The 17,057-nt window shown below is 50.2% G+C and carries 14 protein-coding genes; 3 read left to right on the top strand and 11 right to left on the bottom strand.

The features are described 5' to 3' along the window. Window positions 1–47: 47 nt before the first annotated feature. Window positions 48–1,487 (top strand): replicative DNA helicase, encoded by a 1,440-nt coding sequence (dnaB, locus tag L9P87_RS08425; RefSeq protein WP_237444233.1) that lies wholly within the window; start codon window positions 48–50, stop codon window positions 1,485–1,487. Window positions 1,488–1,555: 68 nt separating this feature from the next. On the opposite strand, the gene L9P87_RS08420 is transcribed toward dnaB, so the two are convergent. Together L9P87_RS08420 and norR are read right to left on the bottom strand one after the other, a co-directional pair. Next, complete coding sequence (locus L9P87_RS08420; RefSeq protein WP_237444232.1) at window positions 1,556–2,173, bottom strand: LysE family translocator; 618 nt, start codon at window positions 2,171–2,173, stop codon at window positions 1,556–1,558. A gap of 50 nt (window positions 2,174–2,223) precedes the next feature. Then, window positions 2,224–3,771, bottom strand: coding sequence for a nitric oxide reductase transcriptional regulator NorR (gene norR / locus L9P87_RS08415; protein WP_237444231.1), 1,548 nt, complete (start codon window positions 3,769–3,771; stop codon window positions 2,224–2,226). Between the two features lie 183 nt (window positions 3,772–3,954). On the opposite strand from norR, the gene hmpA reads away from it, so the two are divergent. After that, window positions 3,955–5,130 (top strand): NO-inducible flavohemoprotein, encoded by a 1,176-nt coding sequence (gene hmpA, locus L9P87_RS08410; protein WP_237444230.1) that lies wholly within the window; start codon window positions 3,955–3,957, stop codon window positions 5,128–5,130. A gap of 16 nt (window positions 5,131–5,146) precedes the next feature. Here the strand turns inward: hmpA and L9P87_RS08405 are convergent, their stop codons facing one another. From L9P87_RS08405 to L9P87_RS08365, 9 genes are all read right to left on the bottom strand, one after another. Then, window positions 5,147–6,031: a hypothetical protein gene (locus L9P87_RS08405; protein ID WP_237444229.1), complete on the bottom strand. Its 885-nt coding sequence runs from the start codon at window positions 6,029–6,031 to the stop codon at window positions 5,147–5,149. A 54-nt stretch (window positions 6,032–6,085) separates the two neighbouring features. After that, complete coding sequence (locus L9P87_RS08400; protein WP_237444228.1) at window positions 6,086–7,303, bottom strand: alginate export family protein; 1,218 nt, start codon at window positions 7,301–7,303, stop codon at window positions 6,086–6,088. Window positions 7,304–7,341: 38 nt separating this feature from the next. Beyond that, window positions 7,342–8,196, bottom strand: a complete 855-nt coding sequence (locus L9P87_RS08395) for an ABC transporter ATP-binding protein (RefSeq protein ID WP_237444227.1) — start codon at window positions 8,194–8,196, stop codon at window positions 7,342–7,344. A 15-nt stretch (window positions 8,197–8,211) separates the two neighbouring features. Then, window positions 8,212–9,216 (bottom strand): ABC transporter permease, encoded by a 1,005-nt coding sequence (locus tag L9P87_RS08390; protein ID WP_237444226.1) that lies wholly within the window; start codon window positions 9,214–9,216, stop codon window positions 8,212–8,214. A gap of 58 nt (window positions 9,217–9,274) precedes the next feature. After that, window positions 9,275–10,636, bottom strand: coding sequence for a CmpA/NrtA family ABC transporter substrate-binding protein (locus L9P87_RS08385; RefSeq protein WP_237444225.1), 1,362 nt, complete (start codon window positions 10,634–10,636; stop codon window positions 9,275–9,277). Between the two features lie 336 nt (window positions 10,637–10,972). After that, window positions 10,973–11,626: an ANTAR domain-containing response regulator gene (locus L9P87_RS08380; protein ID WP_237444224.1), complete on the bottom strand. Its 654-nt coding sequence runs from the start codon at window positions 11,624–11,626 to the stop codon at window positions 10,973–10,975. A 9-nt stretch (window positions 11,627–11,635) separates the two neighbouring features. Continuing rightward, window positions 11,636–13,108 (bottom strand): NarK family nitrate/nitrite MFS transporter, encoded by a 1,473-nt coding sequence (locus tag L9P87_RS08375; protein ID WP_237444223.1) that lies wholly within the window; start codon window positions 13,106–13,108, stop codon window positions 11,636–11,638. 269 nt (window positions 13,109–13,377) lie between these two features. After that, the gene (locus tag L9P87_RS08370) at window positions 13,378–14,022 is read right to left on the bottom strand and encodes a replication protein P (protein WP_237444222.1); all 645 of its coding nucleotides are present in this window, start codon (window positions 14,020–14,022) and stop codon (window positions 13,378–13,380) included. Beyond that, entirely contained in the window at window positions 13,979–15,304 is a 1,326-nt protein-coding gene (locus L9P87_RS08365; RefSeq protein WP_237444221.1) for a DnaT-like ssDNA-binding domain-containing protein, read from the bottom strand. Before L9P87_RS08365 ends, L9P87_RS08370 begins: the two co-directional genes overlap by 44 nt. A 172-nt stretch (window positions 15,305–15,476) precedes the next feature. On the opposite strand from L9P87_RS08365, the gene radA reads away from it, so the two are divergent. Next, window positions 15,477–16,844, top strand: a complete 1,368-nt coding sequence (radA, locus tag L9P87_RS08360) for a DNA repair protein RadA (RefSeq protein ID WP_237444220.1) — start codon at window positions 15,477–15,479, stop codon at window positions 16,842–16,844. Window positions 16,845–17,057: the final 213 nt, after the last annotated feature.

Raw genomic sequence — 17,057 nt, 5'->3', positions numbered from 1 at the left:
GTTATACTGATTGACCTATTTCAAATTGTGAGTGCGGAACGCAGCCGATGGAAGATGAATTATCACCGATAGACGATGACTTTCTGTTAGAGGATGAGGCAGATTTTAGCGTTGATGACGGCGACGATGAACTTCTGAGGCTAAAAGTACCGCCACACTCTATCGAGGCTGAGCAGTCTGTGATTGGCGGTCTGATGCTCAGTGCCGATAACTGGGACGCGGTCAATGAAAACGTTGGTCCGGTCGATTTTTATCGCGCCGACCACCGGCTAATTTTCAGCGCCATGGAAGAGCTGGTCAAGGCAGAAAAACCCCTCGATATTATCACCCTCTCTGAGCACCTCAGTAATCGCGCAGAGCTCGACGACGTCGGTGGCTTGCCCTATCTCGGTGAGCTGGCCAGAAACACGCCCAGCGTCGCCAATATCAAGGCCTATGCAGTTATTGTGCGGGAGCGCTCTACCCGGCGTTCATTAATCTCAGCGGCCGGCGATATCGCCGAGGCCTGTTACGACCCCGATGGTCGCGGTGCCGATGAATTATTAGAAGTTGCCGAACGCAATATAGCCAAGGTCGGTGAGCTGCGCCCGAAAGAGGGTGGCCCGGTTGAGATGAACGCGCTGCTCAAAAGCACCGTCACCAAAATCGATGAGATGGTCGAGAAAGGCGAGGGTATTACCGGTATTACCTCGGGCTTTGACGATCTCGATGAAATGACCTCGGGCTGGCAGGCCTCCGACTTAATTATCGTTGCCGCTCGTCCTTCGATGGGTAAGACCACCTTTGCCATGAACCTGGTCGAGAATGCCTTGATGGCGCAGGATAAGAGTTGCGTGGTGTTTAGTATGGAGATGCCGAGCGAGTCGATTCTGATGCGTACGCTGGCCTCTGTTGGCCGTATCAACCAAACCAGTGTCCGCACCGGCCAACTCAATGAAGAGGACTGGCCCAAGTTGAGCGCGGCGATTACCAAGCTCAAAGACAAAAAGCTGTTTATGGACGATACCGCGGCGTTGACGCCGACCGATCTGCGCTCTCGGGTGCGAAGGATTAGCCGTGAGCACGGCGAGATTGGCATGGTCATGATCGATTACCTGCAGTTGATGCAGGTGTCCGGCCCCTCCGAGGGCAGAACGGCAGAGATCTCTGAGATCTCGCGCTCATTAAAGATGCTGGCAAAGGAGTTTGAATGCCCGGTGATCGCGCTGTCGCAGCTTAACCGATCGTTGGAGCAACGACCCAACAAGCGTCCGATCAACTCCGACTTACGTGAATCCGGCGCCATCGAGCAGGATGCCGATGTCATCGCTTTCATCTACCGTGATGAGGTCTATAACGAGGACAGTCCCGATAAGGGTATCGGTGAGATCATCATCGGTAAGCAGCGTAACGGCCCCATTGGCACCTGTCGCCTAGCCTTTAACGGTGCTCATTCTCGATTTGATAACCTGGCGCCAGGACAGTATACCGGCGACTATGGAGAATAAGTTTTAGCGATATAAAAAAAAGCGCCTCGGCGCTTTTTTTTATGCCCGCATTTTAGGGATAATAAAGCCTATTGCCTGAACACTATCGCCATCGCAGTGGCGGCCATGGCCGAGGCGGCAAAGCGGTTGAGCCGAATCGAGGCTTTGTCGCTTTTAAATAAGTGTCTGGCGCGCGCGGCGGTATAAGCATAGCCGATCAATACTGAGCTGACGATGGAAAATACGATGGTCACGATAATGCCGATATCAATTGATTGTAATGTGGTCAAATCGACAAAGGTGGGGAGTAGGCCGAGGTAGAACAAGATGACCTTGGGGTTGGACAGCGCAATCATCAAGCCACTGGCAACCGTGGCTGGCCATCGCTCGACGGTGCTGTCATCCTCGTTGACTGTTGTCGTTGGCTTGGACTTGAGTATCTTGTAGCCCATCCATAGCAAGTAGCAGGCACCAAGATATTTCACCACCACAAACAGCTCGTCCAGCCAGCCGGCAATCAGCGACAGACCGAAGATGGCAATCGATAGAAAAACCAAGTCGCCTAATACCATGCCAAAGACCAGCGGCAGCGTGGTTTTAAAGCCGCTGGCCAAGGCGCGGGCAACCACGGCAAAGACACCGGGCCCCGGTGTCATGACCAGAATAAGCATGGTGGTGGCCAGCGCCACAGAGTTGAGCCAGTTCATTATTTACCTTCGGTAGCGCGTATAATTTGCGTCTTGTGCAGTACGTTGACTTAGTTATCAGTATAGATGTCCAGTCGTTTGAGCAGACGATAGAAGTTACTGCGGTCTAAGCCAAGCGATCTTGCTGTCGCCGCCATGTTTTTTTGATGCTGCTCAAGCTTTTGCTGAATCAGCTCGATTTGGAATTGGTCGACAATGGATTTTAAGTCGATGTCTTGCTGATTGGCAGTGGTAAGAGTTGCCTGTTCGAGGTGTGGGCCGTTGGGTGTTGTGGAGGGGGTGATATCGAGGTGGCTGTTGTCGATGGTAACCAGTTTTCGGTTTCGTTGGCTGCTGACCGCCTTGAGTGCCGCCCGGCTCAAAAGGTGGTGAAGTTCACGCACGTTACCCGGCCAGTGATATTGTTTCAGTGTGGCATTGCAGCTCGGTGCGAGACGAAGCTTGTCGATGCCAAAGTGGTGCTGTTCCTGCTCAAGCATATAGCCGGCAAGTAGGATAATATCGCTGGCGCGCTCACGCAGTGGCGGCACCTCCACGGGAAAAACACTGAGGCGGTGGTATAAGTCGGCACGAAAACGGCCGGCCTTGACCTCCTGCTTAAGATTGCGGTTGGTGGCGGTAATAATCCGAACGTCGACATTGACCGGGGCGTCGCTGCCGACCCGCTGAATCTCACCACTTTGAATGGCGCGTAATAACTTGGCTTGAATCGGCAGTGGCAGCTCGCCTAGCTCATCGAGAAATAAGGTGCCGCCATCGGCCATTTCGAATTTACCGGCGCGGTTGTCGACGGCACCCGTAAAGGCTCCTTTACGGTGGCCAAAGAGTTCGCTCTCGGCGATGCTCTCCGGCAGTGCGGCACAGTTGATATAGACCAGGGGTTGGTTGCAGCGTTCAGATTGTCGGTGAATATGGTGGGCGACGACCTCTTTGCCGGCACCTGTTTCGCCGGTAATCAGCACTGACAGCATTGATGGGGCAACGGCATCGAGGTCGGCAATCAGGCTACGCATGGCCGTGCTTTTACCAATCATTTCGGTCTGCTTCTGTTGCAGTACCGACATGGTCAGTTGGTGCTGTGTTTCAACCTGCTGCTCCAGGGCTTGTATTAACTCTGCGGCCTTGGCGGTGGCGGCAGCAATGCTGATAATATTGGCCAGCAGTTGATAGTCGAGCTGGTCGAAACAGTGGGGATCGAGTGCGTCGAGGGTGATTACACCCCAGGGGATATCGTCAACAATCAGTGTTACGCCGAGGCAGTCGTGCACCTCCAGCTTATCGCAGTCATCGCCGACCAAGCCGTCATAGGGGTCGGGTAAGTCGCTGTCGGCGGGGAAGCGCAGCGGCTGGTTGGTGGCCAAAATACTGCTGAGTCTGGGGTGTTGATCGAGCTTAAAGCGCCGGCCAAGAGTGTCTTGGCTCAGCCCCTTAATCGCCAGTGGGCGCAATTGCTCGCCCTCTAGTTTGAGTAGGGCGATGGCATCACAGGGGAATAGTGTGGTGATTTGATCGAGTAGGCGTTGGTAGCGCTCACTGGCGGGCAGTTGGCGGCTAAGATCGGCAATGAGTTCTATGCCGGCGCTGTTTTCTGTAGTCACTTTAACCTCTAGTGTTGTCTTAATAACACAAGCTATTGGATGTCGATATGACAACTATAGGCTGAAGCCCTCGAAAACACTACCGATAAAAGTTGGCACGAAGGTTGATATAGAACAACTTATTGAAACATTAAATTTTGCCAGCCGATTCTGGCTATATCTTTCGTCACAGGGAACAGCAATATGTCATTATCTGAACAAACCGTCGCCATCGTAAAAGCCACCGCACCGGCAGTAAAGCAGCACTCAACCGAAATCACCGGCCGCTTTTACACCATTATGCTGGACGGCTACCCGGAGGTTCGCCCTTATTTTAATGCGACCCATCAGAGCAAGGGTACTCAGGCCAAGGCGCTGGCAGATAGCGTCGTTGCCTATGCGTTGAATATCGATAAGCTGCATAATTTGGGTCCCGTTGTCGGCCAGATTGTTGCCAAGCACGTATCGTTAGATATTAAACCTGAGCACTATGCCATTGTCGGTAAGTGTCTGCTGGAAGCTATTGCTGAGGTGCTGGGTGATGCGGTGACCGATGAGGTGGCAGCGGCTTGGGGTGAAGCTTATAACTTCTTGGCTGATTTGCTGATCGGTGCCGAGGAAGAAGTGTATCAAGCTAAGGCGGCCGAAGTGGGTGGCTGGCGTGGTGAACGCGAATTTGTGATCGACAAAATAGTCGATGAGAGCGAGGTGATTAAGTCGTTTTACCTCAAGCCTGCCGACGGTGGTGATTTGATGGGCTTTGCAGCCGGTCAGTATATTTGTGTGGTTGCCGAGGTGAATGGCGAGCAAATACGCCGCAACTATAGCCTGTCTGATGCGCCCAATAATGATTATTACCGCATCAGTGTTAAGCGCGAAGAGAGTGGCGCGATGTCGAGCTTTTTGCATCAGCAGTGCAGTATCGGCGATCACTTGCAGCTATTGGCCCCGAGTGGTGAATTCACCGCTCCTCAGTCGCAGCGTCCGCTGTTATTAGTGACCGGCGGCGTGGGTATTACACCTGCAATCAGTATTGCTAACGATATTGCTAAGCATGGGCGCAAGATTGACTTTGTCCATGCCGCCATCAACAGTAAGACCCACGCTTTTAAACAGCATACCGATCAGCTTGCCGAGCAGCACGAAGGCTTTAATACTACCTATGTGTATAGCGAGCCGCTGGCCAACGATCAAGCAAATCATCATGGCTTTATTAGTCAGGAGATGATCTCGGCTTTATTGCCCAGCGATAAAAAGGTCGATTTCTTATTCTTGGGGCCGAAACCGTTTATGCAGGCGATGCGCAATATTGCCCGCAACTTAAATATTAGCGATGAGTATGTTCGCTTTGAATTCTTCGGCCCACTAGAAGAAATTTAAGTCTGATCGCCAAGGCCTAGAGCTCTAGGCCTTGCTGTTTTATCATCGATGAACCATTGACCCAGTGGTTCAGGTTGCTGGGCATGCAGCCAGCCAGTTGATCAACGAGAATGTTGTACTGGTGCTTTAAGGCGGCCAAAAAAGGGCCCGCACTGAGAAAAATATCGGCACTGACAGGAAGTTCTTCCTGGGTGTTTTGGATCGGATTGATCACATCAAAAAAATCACATAACAGGCTTTGCATATCGCGACAGTTGATGGAATCTTCAACAAGTTGCTGGGAGTAAAGCGGCATGTTTTTGTGCTCTCGCTGTAAATCACTCCACTGCTGAAAGAGAGTGTTGAGTAAGCGTCCCAGTTCCTGTCTGTCCTCTGCATTGAGCTCGCCCTTGCTGCAGTGGAAGCATGCAATACCCCTTAGTCTCGCTGTCGATTCGATCAGTTGAATCAAATGACTAAAAATAAAATGACTGAGGCGCGATTTATCACCGCCCTTATTATCGAGTATGTCGCCATCGGTTCTGATGGCAATTAACCAACTGAGCTTGTTTAAATAATCTAACAGTTTGCTATGAAGATCGAAGCAGGCAAGAGGGCCAAGGTTATGCCATTGCTGCTGAATAGCTCGCCAACTTTGGCTGATGCAGGCATATTCTTTACGTTGCAAAATATCAGGAAAGCTATTGCTGAATCGTTCGATGGTGGCCAGCATCTTATCGGCCGACTGCTGTTGTCTGAAGGCTATTGAATTAAGAAAATCATCACCCACCAATTGCGCCGTAGTCGCGCCTCGATGGTTCCTCACCTCGTAGCTCAACGTTTGGATGTTCTTAATGGCTTCGATGACGGCTAACCAATGTTTGTGTTGGCGGAAGCTGTGCTGTATCAATTGTGCGTCCATAGTGCCCTCAAAAAAAGGGGCGCCCCGTTAGGGAGCGCCAAAGGTGGGTGTTCGTTAAAACTTCATTTCACCCCAGAGCCAGACCTTGTCAGTATCTGTCGCGAAGTCTGTTGCCGAGTAAGCTGCGTATTTGACGCCAACCTTGTATTTCTTAGCGAGCGGCTTGACTAAGAGCAGGTTGATCTCATCGCCTAGGCTGTCGCATTGGTCGCTGCCGCCACAATTGAAGGCTTGATCCGCATCGTACTGGTGATAGATAGCAGCAAGCTTCATGCCAGCCACTTTGGTACTGGCCTGAATGTAACTATCTTGTAATCCGCCGGTAGGGGTAGAAAGGAACTTGTCAGCCCAGCCATTGAAGGCATGCTTGGTCGCCAGCGGGGTTTGAAAACCATAACTTGCATCGTCGCTGCCCAATAATTCATACCCAGCTTTAATACTAAACAGTGAAAAATCAGCGCCAATTTCGGCGAGTATATAGTCGGCGTTGTAATTGTCGACATCGGTTTTCTGGTTGGCATACTCGGCGTTGTAAATAAGCTTTATGCTGTCATTGAGTGCCATGGAACCGGCAAATCTGACGCCATAAGTATCAGAGTTGGTGGCGTTATCGTTACTGTCATCTTGATTATCAAGGCCGTAGAAATAACCCGTCAGTTTGCCGATGTTGGCAAGCTGATAACTGGCATTGAACAGAGCGTGATTAGTGTTGAGGGTGCCGTCGGTGATAGTTTTTACCTGGCTAATCCACACGGCATCGACGGTCAAGTTGTTAGCACCATACGATGCTTTGACGGCATCGAAAGTCTGCTCGTTCTGTCGCCAGCCGACATTGCCAACGAATCGTGCGTTATCCAAGATGATGCGCTGGCGACCTGCACGGAGATCTAAGCCCTCAGTAAACTGATAGTTGAGATAGGCTTGGTTCAGGTTGGTAGAGGCGGGATCGGCAATCACGGGGTAGCCCGACTTGTTAGGGGCATAGTCATCGATGCCCGCGATTGTACGAGAGTCTTCCATCTCAATGAAACCGGTAAAACCGAGATAGTCGCCAGTCTTATAGCCCAGTTTTGTTCTTATTGTTAAAGCGTCAGCGGTATTGTCAATGCCGTCTTGATCGACAGATTCGTAGCGTGTTCTAACATCGATCGTCGCTGTGCCCGATGATATGGCTTGATAAAAACTGTCGTCGGCAAATGTTTTTCCTGCGTTTGACGCTGTCGCGGAGGCTATGGTGATGGCGATTGCAATAGGGCTAAGGTGAAACTTCATTTTTTACTCCAAGGTTTGAGGCGATCTATAAATTCTTATTAGGCAATGTCGGTGCTGGTGTTTTGTTCTGCGGCAGAAGCCGGTGCTTTTTGTGTCGGTGTAATCGGTTCAACTTTTTTTTGTTTTTCATAGAGGAACTGTAAAACAGCAGCGCGATAGTTGTTGTAACGTTCATCATTGGCGAGGGCTAATCGATCCCTAGGCCGGGGTAATTCTATCGGCAGTATTTCGCCGATCGTCGCGGCGGGGCCGTTGGTCATCATAATGATGCGATCAGATAATAAAACGGCCTCATCAACATCGTGAGTGATCATGATCACGGTGTTGTTTAGCTTTGCCTGAATGTCCATGATCGAGTCTTGTAGATGGGCGCGAGTTAGGGCATCAAGAGCGCCAAAGGGCTCATCCATCAGCAGAACATCGGGTTGCATTGCGAGGGCGCGGGCGATACCTACCCGCTGTTTCATGCCGCCAGATATCTCGCCAGGACGCTTGTCAATAGCGTGTTCCATATGCACGAGTGACAGATTGTGCTCGATCCACTCCCGCATTTGTTTTTTTGTCTTTTGTTTTTTGAAAACAGTTTTAACCGCAAGCTCTACATTTTCATAGGCGGTAAGCCAGGGAAGTAATGAGTGGTTCTGGAATACAACAGCCCTCTCGGGGCCTGGTTGGTCGACCTCTTTGCCGTTGAGGATGACACCTCCCGTGGTGGCTTGATGAAGCCCGGCAATGATATTCAATACGGTTGATTTTCCACAGCCAGAGTGGCCAATCAAAGAGATGAACTCCCCTTGCTTAACATCGAGGAAGACATCTTTTAAGGCACAAAATGCACCATCTCTTGTTGGGAAATCGATGCCGACGCCGCTGAGTTGTAAAAAATTATTCATAGATTATCTCCAGTTTTATAGGCTGCTGCTGTTTTTGTCCCAAGAGGCGTATCGCTGGAGCGCTAACATGATTCTGTCGAGCACAAATCCGATGACACCAATAGTGAGTACGGCAAACATAATTCTCGCCAATGATGATGAACTGCCATTTTGAAATTCGTCCCAGACAAACTTACCGAGACCCGGGTTTTGAGACAGCATTTCGGCGGCGATTAGTACCATCCAGGCGGTACTGAGAGAGAGCCGAAGGCCGGTGAAAATCATCGGTGTAGCGGAGGGGATGACAATCTTTTTAACGTGAGAGAACCAGCCTAAGCGAAGTACCTTGCTAACATTTTTTAAATCGTCATCTATGGTGGCGACCCCGACGGCTGTGTTGATCAACGTTGGCCATAGTGAACAGAGTGTGACTGTAATCACTGAGGTCACAAATGACTTTGGCAGTAAGGGGTCGTCACTGATATAGAGCGCGCTGACGACCATTGTCACCAAGGGCAGCCAAGCCAAGGGGGAGACAGGTTTGAAAATTTGAATGATTGGGTTGCTGGCAGCATGCAGCATGCTGTTTAAGCCAATAATTATGCCAAAAGGTATGGCAATAAGCGATGACAGAGCAAAGCCTGCCATGACGGTAAGCAAAGAGGTGGATATTTGGTCGATAAAATCAGGTGCGCCCGTGTAGGGACGAACTTTAGCGACATAGTCGGGTTGTAGTGCGATTCGTTGTGCATTTTTTTGTTCTTGACGCTGATAAAACGCCGATTCTTTAATGCCACTTTCTTTGTGTTCTTGCCACAGTACTGCGCCCTGTTTGAGGGCCGCTGAAGGTCCTGGAAATTCGCCTAGTGATGTATGAATGTTGGCGGCGGAAATTGTCCAGATAAAGAGAAAAATAATAATTCCCAGTAGTGGCGCGGTCAATGTTCGGATGACTGGTTTTATAATAGATTCATAAATATTTAGCGTTTTTCTTTTTTGTTTAGTCTCAAACAAATTCGAAATACTAGCCTGAATAGACATACTCAATTCCTTGCATAACAACGATACAGTAGATGGCGGCTTTCACCGCCGATAACACTTATAAAACCTGATCGCCTTTTAGGCCGATGGTGAATTTATTAAGGTACTCATTGGGTTTTTTGCCGTCATAGCTAATGCCGTCAATAAACCCTGTTTGTTCGGGTTTAAAACCGCTCTCATTATTGAGGTCGGGGAATTCATTGGCGTTCGCCTTTCCCTCATCAATAAGCGATTGTGCTGCCGCGGCATAGATATCAGGGCGATATACTTTTCTCGCGGTATCGCTATACCATTGATCGCTTTTTTCCTCGCTGATCTGTCCCCAGCGGCGCATCTGAGTGAGATACCAAATAGCATCTGAGTAGTAGGGGTAGGTGGCGTTGTGGCGAAAGAACACATTGAAATCTGGCACTTCACGTACATCGCCTTTTTCGTATTCAAACGTACCGGTCATTGAGTTGGCAATGACCTCGTAGTCCGCGCCGACGTAGTTGGGCTTCGATAAAATCTTTGAAGCTTCTTTACGGTTGGCATTGTTATTTTCGTCCAGCCACTTGGCGGCACGAATCATTGCTTTGACAATACGGATGTGGGTGTTTGGGTTTTTCTCTGCCCAGTCGTTAGATACGCCGAATACCTTTTCAGGGTTGTTGCGCCAAATCTCATAATCGGTAATGACAGGTACGCCAATCCCCTTAAAGACTGCCTGTTGGTTCCAGGGTTCGCCAACGCAGTAACCATAAATAGTGCCGGCTTCCATGGTGCTGGGCATTTGTGGTGGCGGCGTGACCGAGAGAAGGGCTTGTGCCTCAATAGTGCCGCTGCTGTCGCCCTTGTGCGGCGCATAATAACCAGGGTGGATGCCACCGGATGCTAGCCAGTAACGCAGTTCATAGTTATGGGTAGAGACAGGAAATACCATGCCCATATTGAAAGGCTTTCCTGCCTCTATGTATTGCTCAACGACTGGTTTCAGAGCATCTGCTTTGATCGGGTGAACCGGCTTGCCATTTTCGTGAGGCACATTCACTTTCATTTTCCGCCAAATATCATTTGAAACCGTAATGGCGTTACCGTTCAAATCCATCGAAAAGGCGGTCACTATATGTGCCTGCGTGCCATAACCGATTGTCGCTCCCAAGGGTTGGCCTGCGAGCATATGAGCACCGTCGAGCTGGCCATCTATGACGCCGTCGAGTAATACCTTCCAGTTCGCTTGCGCCTCAAGCGTGACATATAAGCCTTCGTCTTCGAAGTAGCCTTTTTCATAGGCTATAGCCAAGGGGGCCATGTCGGTCAATTTTATAAAACCAAATTTCAATTCTTCTTTCTCGGCGAAACCTATATCGGCTATTGCTGATTGGCAGCTAGAGGCTATGGCCAGAAAAGCAATAGCTTTTTTTATAGACGTTGATAGCATTTTAATTTCCTTATTTTTTCCAAAAAAAACGCCCACAGTACATACAGTCATAATGACTATTGTATTGTGAGCGCCGTTGCTCTTGCGGTAGAAGGTGTCTCTACCTGAAACCTGAAACTATCGCCGTTGATAGCCGGTTATTATTTCGAATGTTTGAAATAATTTAATATTCTATAGTTTCTTTAGCAGTTAGCGTGCCAAGTTTTTATATTGGTGTTTTCAGTCCTGAAACCGTTGTTATATCGGCCTTATGTTCAAGGCCTTAGTGTTTCTGTCAGGTATTACGCACTGTAATAGTACTTTTTATAGGTTGATGTGATTGTTGTTGGGGATTGCCTAAGCGTTATGGTTCTCGGTATTTAACAACGAGAAAATGTCGATAATATTGCTGGCGACAACACTCAAACTAATGCCTTTGTCCATCGCCATTGATCGTATTGCAGCGAAGGCATCGCTTTCGCTAAGGGATCGCTGTTGCATTAGGATTCCTTTTGCTCGATCGATTATTTTTCGCTCCTGTAGCTGGTTTTTTGCACTTTCAAGCTCGGTGAGTAAGCGGCGCTGGGCATGAAATCTTGCCACCGCGACATCGATAATCGCTTTGATTCTCTCCGCCTGTATATCGTTAACAACGTATGCGTTGACACCGGCATCGACAACGTTGGCAATAATGTTAGGTGTGTCTTTTTCTGCAAACATAACCACAGGTGTGGGTCTTTTCTTTGTTAATACTGCTAATTGTTTCAGTGTTGATTGATCAGGGCTATCGATACCAATGACGATTAAATCGGCAGCAGAGGTGCTGATGATTGATTGCAGTCCCTCGCAGCTGTCTAAGGATGCAACAATGTCGAAATGGGCAAAATTGAGTGCTTTCTTGAGGATGGTAGCGCGTGAGCTATCTTGATCTATCAGGATGACGGATATTGCTTGAGAGGGGCTGCTGGCGGCTTTGCCGCCGCCAGTGCTAACGGTTACGTCTTTCTTCATTGGGATAGATTAGCTGACTTCGATCAACTGCACAGTACCATCGGGTAATACCTCGTGCATGTGGCCTGCGGGTTCTTCTATGAATTGAACCATGCCAAAGCAAATGACGGCAGAAGAGGCGATGACCATGAAGAATGTTGAGGTATCAACGAAGGAATAAACGGTGAGGAAGGTGACCGCACCCACGTTGCCGTATGCGCCTACCATGCCCGCGATTTGTCCGGTCATTCGACGTTTGATCAGCGGCACCATGGCAAAGACTGCGCCTTCACCCGCTTGAACAAAGAACGAACAAGTCATCACCGCAATAACTGCCAACGGTATGGCCCATTCGGCGGTGATTTGAGACAGCACCATATAACCCGCGGCGAGACCGGCAATCAAAAACGATAGCGTCTTCTTGCGTCCTAGCTTATCCGATAGATAGCCGCCACCGGGGCGTGCGACCAAGTTCATCACGGCAAAGGCGCCGCCGAGCAAGCCGGCCATGATCGGTGTTAGGCCAAAGGATTCCATGAAAAAGGCGGGTAGCATTGATACCACGGCAAGCTCTGAACCAAAGGTGACAAAGTAGGCCCAGTCTAAAATAGCGACTTGCTTGAACTTGTAGCTGTCTGCCTGAGCGGGTTCCTTGCTGAAGATTTCCTTATTAACGTCATAGATTTGATAAAACTGAAAGACAAAAATAATTGCCAGCCCCAGCCACAGTATATTGCTGGTGCCATCGGTGAGCAGACCGACGCCAGCCGGCGATAATTTCCAGGTTAAAACAGCGAGAGCAATGTACATGGGGATATTCATCGCAATATAAAACCAAAAATCTCTCTGGCTGCTGACTTCTAAGCCGCCACTCTTTTTAGGCTTGAAGTAGGTCGAGCCAGCCGGTGTATTGCGTGCCTTTAAATAGAAAAATACGCCGTAGCAAAGGGCAACAACACCCGTAACCGCAATAGCATACCGCCAGCCGTCTTCGCCGCCAAATGAGTAGGCAGCTAACGCGGGCAGTGTCCAGGCGGCTACCGACGAGCCGAAGTTGCCCCAGCCTCCATAGACACCCTCGGCGAGGCCGACAGTTTTTGCGGGGAACCATTCACCCACCAGGCGGATACCAATAACAAAGCCGGCGCCGGTAAAACCGCAGAGAAAGCGAAACAATGCCAGTTGCTCATAGCTTTGGGCAAAGGCGAAGCCCCAGCAGAGAAATGAAGAGGTGATCAACAGTAGGCTGAAAACAATGCGTGGGCCGAATTTGTCGACCAGCATACCGACCACGATACGGGCAGGAATAGTAAGTGCCACGTTAAGAATAAGCAGCGCCTTCCACTGGCCGTTGGTCAGGTTAAAGGCTTCAACGATGAAGGGCTTCATCGGCGCATAGCTGAACCACATGACAAAAGTTAGAAAGAAAGCAAACCATGAAAGATGGAGTGTTCTTATCGAACTATCGGAAAAGTTGAGAAGGTTGAGTTTTTGGCTACTCATAGGGTTCCCCTGAAATAATGCCGCAACAAAGATTAGAAAGTTATAAATCATGTTTAGCAGGGATCGTGCCAAGATTGTTTTAATAAATGCTTGCGAGCCATAGCGCGGCTTAGAGGGCTATTACGGTGCGCCCCTCGGTACGCTAGTTAGCAGCAAGTGTGCGAACTTAGGGCGCACAATGATGCAGCTTTCTAACGCGGGGATTCGATCTGGTGCAAAAAATGTATCGGTTGTTTTGCTGGCGCCCGGGACCGAGCGCCAAGAAGGTGCTAAAGGCCGGTATCCTGCTTTAGCTTATCCAGCGCCTCGCGCCGCTGCTCGCTGTTGAGTGGCCGGTTGATCGATGCAGGCAGAGCAGGAGTAGGGTTGACGACGAGATCTTCGCCACTGCGAACGCGCTCGCACAGTTTGTCGTAATGGCTCTTGAATACGGGGAAGGCTTTTTGCTCGCTGCTCGATTCGAGAAAAAACCAATCGCTGTCTTGGCCTGCGAAGTAAACCGCGGGGTGAGACCACGGATGATCGCGGCGGGGCTTACTGGCATTGCAGGCTTCGATATAGGCGCTGCGTGCATTGGGTAGGCCATGGCTATCGAGGGCGTCGCAGTATTTTAGAATACCGTGCACCGTCGGCAAAAAATCAGAGGAGCGAATTGCCTGATGGGTCGCTTGAATAATCGTGTCAGGACTGAGGTGGCTGAGATTGCTAAACCACAGCTTCTTGGCGTAGTGCAGTTTCTCTGGACTCGGGAAGGCATTGCGAAACTGGTTGTGATAGACCACTTCTAGCTCGGCAAACATCTGATTGACGGCGGCGACTACCTGCCCCTTATCAGCACTTTGGCGTTGATCGCTATCGGAAACCTTGGCCTCAGAGGTCTTCTGCCCAGCTTGAGTCGGTGTGTTTTTCGACAAAGCCGCGCTGGTCTTTGCCAGTAAAGTTTTGATTTCCTTGGGATGAGACATTGTGCGTGTCCATTTGGTGGCGTCGTGCCCATTGCGATTTAACCCACTGGATAAATTTTGAGTTCCAGGAGCGTTGGGGTTGCTTGTTGTCGTGCCAGAATATCACAAATTCCGCCACCAGGCTGCGGGCGAAGGCGCTGTCGATATTGGCCATGCTAAGAACGTCGATAGCATCGTGACTCGGTTGCCATTTTGGGTCGATGATCTGCGGCAGGCCATCGTGTTCGATGGTAGCGCTATAGCGTGCCCAGGTGAGGCGAACATGCTGGATAAACTTGCTATTCCATTGGCCTGCGCCGTGATCGCGCTCGCGCCAATAGAGGATGAATTCGGGTACGGCGTTATAGATGAAGTCTTTTTCGACGTTGTCGCGCAGCATGATATCGACGGCGTCATGGCTGGGCTGCCAGTTATTGAGGTCGGCGGCGGCGGCGGCCTGTTTTTCGGCTTTGTTTTGTTGCTTCAGCTGTTGCTGATTTTGACGAATCTGTTGGTATTGCCACGCTTTAACGATATGGCTATGGAATTTGCTCTCCCAGCTGACATGACGCTCTGCCTTGTCGACCCAGTAGGTGACAAATTCGGCGGTTTGCTGGCGACAGAATTCTGTCGGTACACCATGTAGAACGTGTAATTGCTCTACCTTGTCATTGCTCGGTTGCCAGTTAGCCGTTATCAGCTGACCATTGTTTTTGGCCCCGAGGCTGGGCCAGCTCGGCGGTAGATTACGCTGGCGCACCTGATGCTGACTCTGATCAATCGGTTGGCGGTAGGGTTGAGAGGAGGGTTCGCTGATGGTGGGTGCTGTTTCTGCTATGGGCCTCGGCGGCTGGGTGCCACGTTTTCTCGGCGTCCAACTCGGCATGGCATGGCTGCTGGTAGCTCTTGCAGTAGTGCGGCTGTTATTGGTTTGATTCTTGTGGCTGCTGCCCTGTTGGTTGAAGGCAAAGCGATAGTAATCGGTGAGCGCCAACTGTGGTGAATCGAGACGAATTAAGCCGTTGTCTTTCAGCTGATCGCTAATACGCTGGACATCGTTTTCGGTCCAGAATGGCAGTAGCGATAGTAGCTTAGTCTTGGCAATCTCATGCCATTGGAAACCGCGGTTGTCTTCGGCGGTAAGATATTGTGCGCACTCGCTCAGCGTCTGTAGTAACACTGCGCCTTCCAAGCCAATCTGTTGTGCCAGACGGGAGGGGATGACAATGTTACGTTGTTGAATCAGAGACAAGGGCATAACTTCAGGTTATCCAATAAGCACGAGATATTTCGACAAAGACGAAGGCGAACTTGCTATTCTACGACGCAGTTCGGCGCGATACCAGCCCGATTGAATGAGTTTTAGTCGCGGGCTGGCTGTTGTTAGAATGAACATATTTGCAGGAAATGGAAAGGGTTAATCAGTGGCTAAAAAGAAAACAACGGCTTACGTCTGTAGTGACTGCGGTTCTGACTACAGCAAGTGGCAGGGGCAGTGCGGCGATTGTAACGCCTGGAATACCATCTCTGAGATTCGATTAGGCCCTGCCGTATCGACTTCAGGCGGCCGTGTTGGCTATTCCGGCGCGGTATCGGCGTCGATTCAAACCCTTGCCGACATTGATCTGTCGGCACTGCCGCGATTTAGCAGCGGTACGCAAGAATTTGACCGCGTGCTAGGCGGCGGCCTGGTACCTGGCTCGGCGATATTGGTCGGTGGTAACCCCGGCGCGGGTAAATCGACGCTGTTACTGCAAACCATGTGCTTTTTAGCCGGGCAAATGCCGGCGCTGTATGTTACTGGTGAGGAGTCGTTGCAGCAGGTGGCGATGCGGGCGCATCGGTTAGGGCTGCCGACGGATAAGTTGCAAATGCTGTCTGAAACCAGCGTCGAAAATATTATTATCGCCGCCGAGCAACATAAACCGAAAGTGTTGGTGGTCGATTCGATTCAGACCACCCATTTGGCCGATATTCAATCGGCGCCGGGGAGTGTATCGCAGGTGCGTGAATCAGCGGCGACGCTGACCCGTTTTGCCAAGCAAACTGGCACGGTCTTGCTGTTAGTGGGGCATGTGACCAAAGATGGTTCACTGGCCGGCCCGAAAGTATTGGAGCATATGATCGATTGCTCGATTTTGTTGGAGGGCAGCCACGACAGTCGTTATCGGACCCTGCGAGGCCAGAAGAACCGCTTTGGCGCGGTCAACGAGCTCGGTGTTTTTGCTATGACTGAGCAGGGCATGAAAGAGGTAAAAAACCCCTCGGCAATATTTTTAAGTCGTGGCAAAGAGGTTAACTCTGGTAGTGCTGTTATGGTGGTATGGGAGGGAACGCGGCCACTGTTGGTCGAACTGCAAGCGCTGGTCGATGACAGCATGGGTGGTCATCCCAAGCGGGTGGCTGTCGGCCTCGATCAAAATCGCTTAGCAATGTTGTTAGCTGTATTGCATCGTCATGGTGGTTTGATGGTGGGTGATCAAGATGTTTTTATTAACGTCGTCGGTGGCGTCAAAGTTTTAGAGACATCGGCCGACTTAGCGTTACTGTTATCTGTTGTCTCCAGCTTTCGTGATACGCCGCTACCGCGTGATTTAGTTGTCTTCGGTGAAGTGGGCTTGTCCGGCGAGATTCGCCCTGTGCCGAGTGGCCAGGAGCGGTTGAGCGAGGCGGCAAAGCATGGCTTTACGCGTGCAATTGTGCCGCGGGCCAATGCCCCACGGGACCCCATAAAAGGCTTGGAGGTTGTTGTTGTCGACAAACTCATTCAGGCAATAGATGCTTTAGGGTGAGGTTTTTTCTAAAACTGTAAAAATTGCCATCATTTGACAGTCAGTGCTTGCCTAATGATTGCGTCACCGTTTAACCTATTTAAGCGGTGGCAAATAATTGTGTTAAGCCGTTTTGTCAGCAAAGAGAGTCGCTATGGACATGGCGGTGTCACCGTTAAACGGATTATGCTAAGTTTGTATTAGGCAAATAAATACTCACAGTGAGTTAGCCCA

Origin of the sequence: Sinobacterium norvegicum (assembly GCF_923077115.1) — a bacterium.
GTDB classification, from domain to species: domain Bacteria; phylum Pseudomonadota; class Gammaproteobacteria; order Pseudomonadales; family Sinobacteriaceae; genus Sinobacterium; species Sinobacterium norvegicum.
Note: the sequence above shows the minus strand (reverse complement) of the source record. Positions and strands in the feature narration are given on the sequence as shown.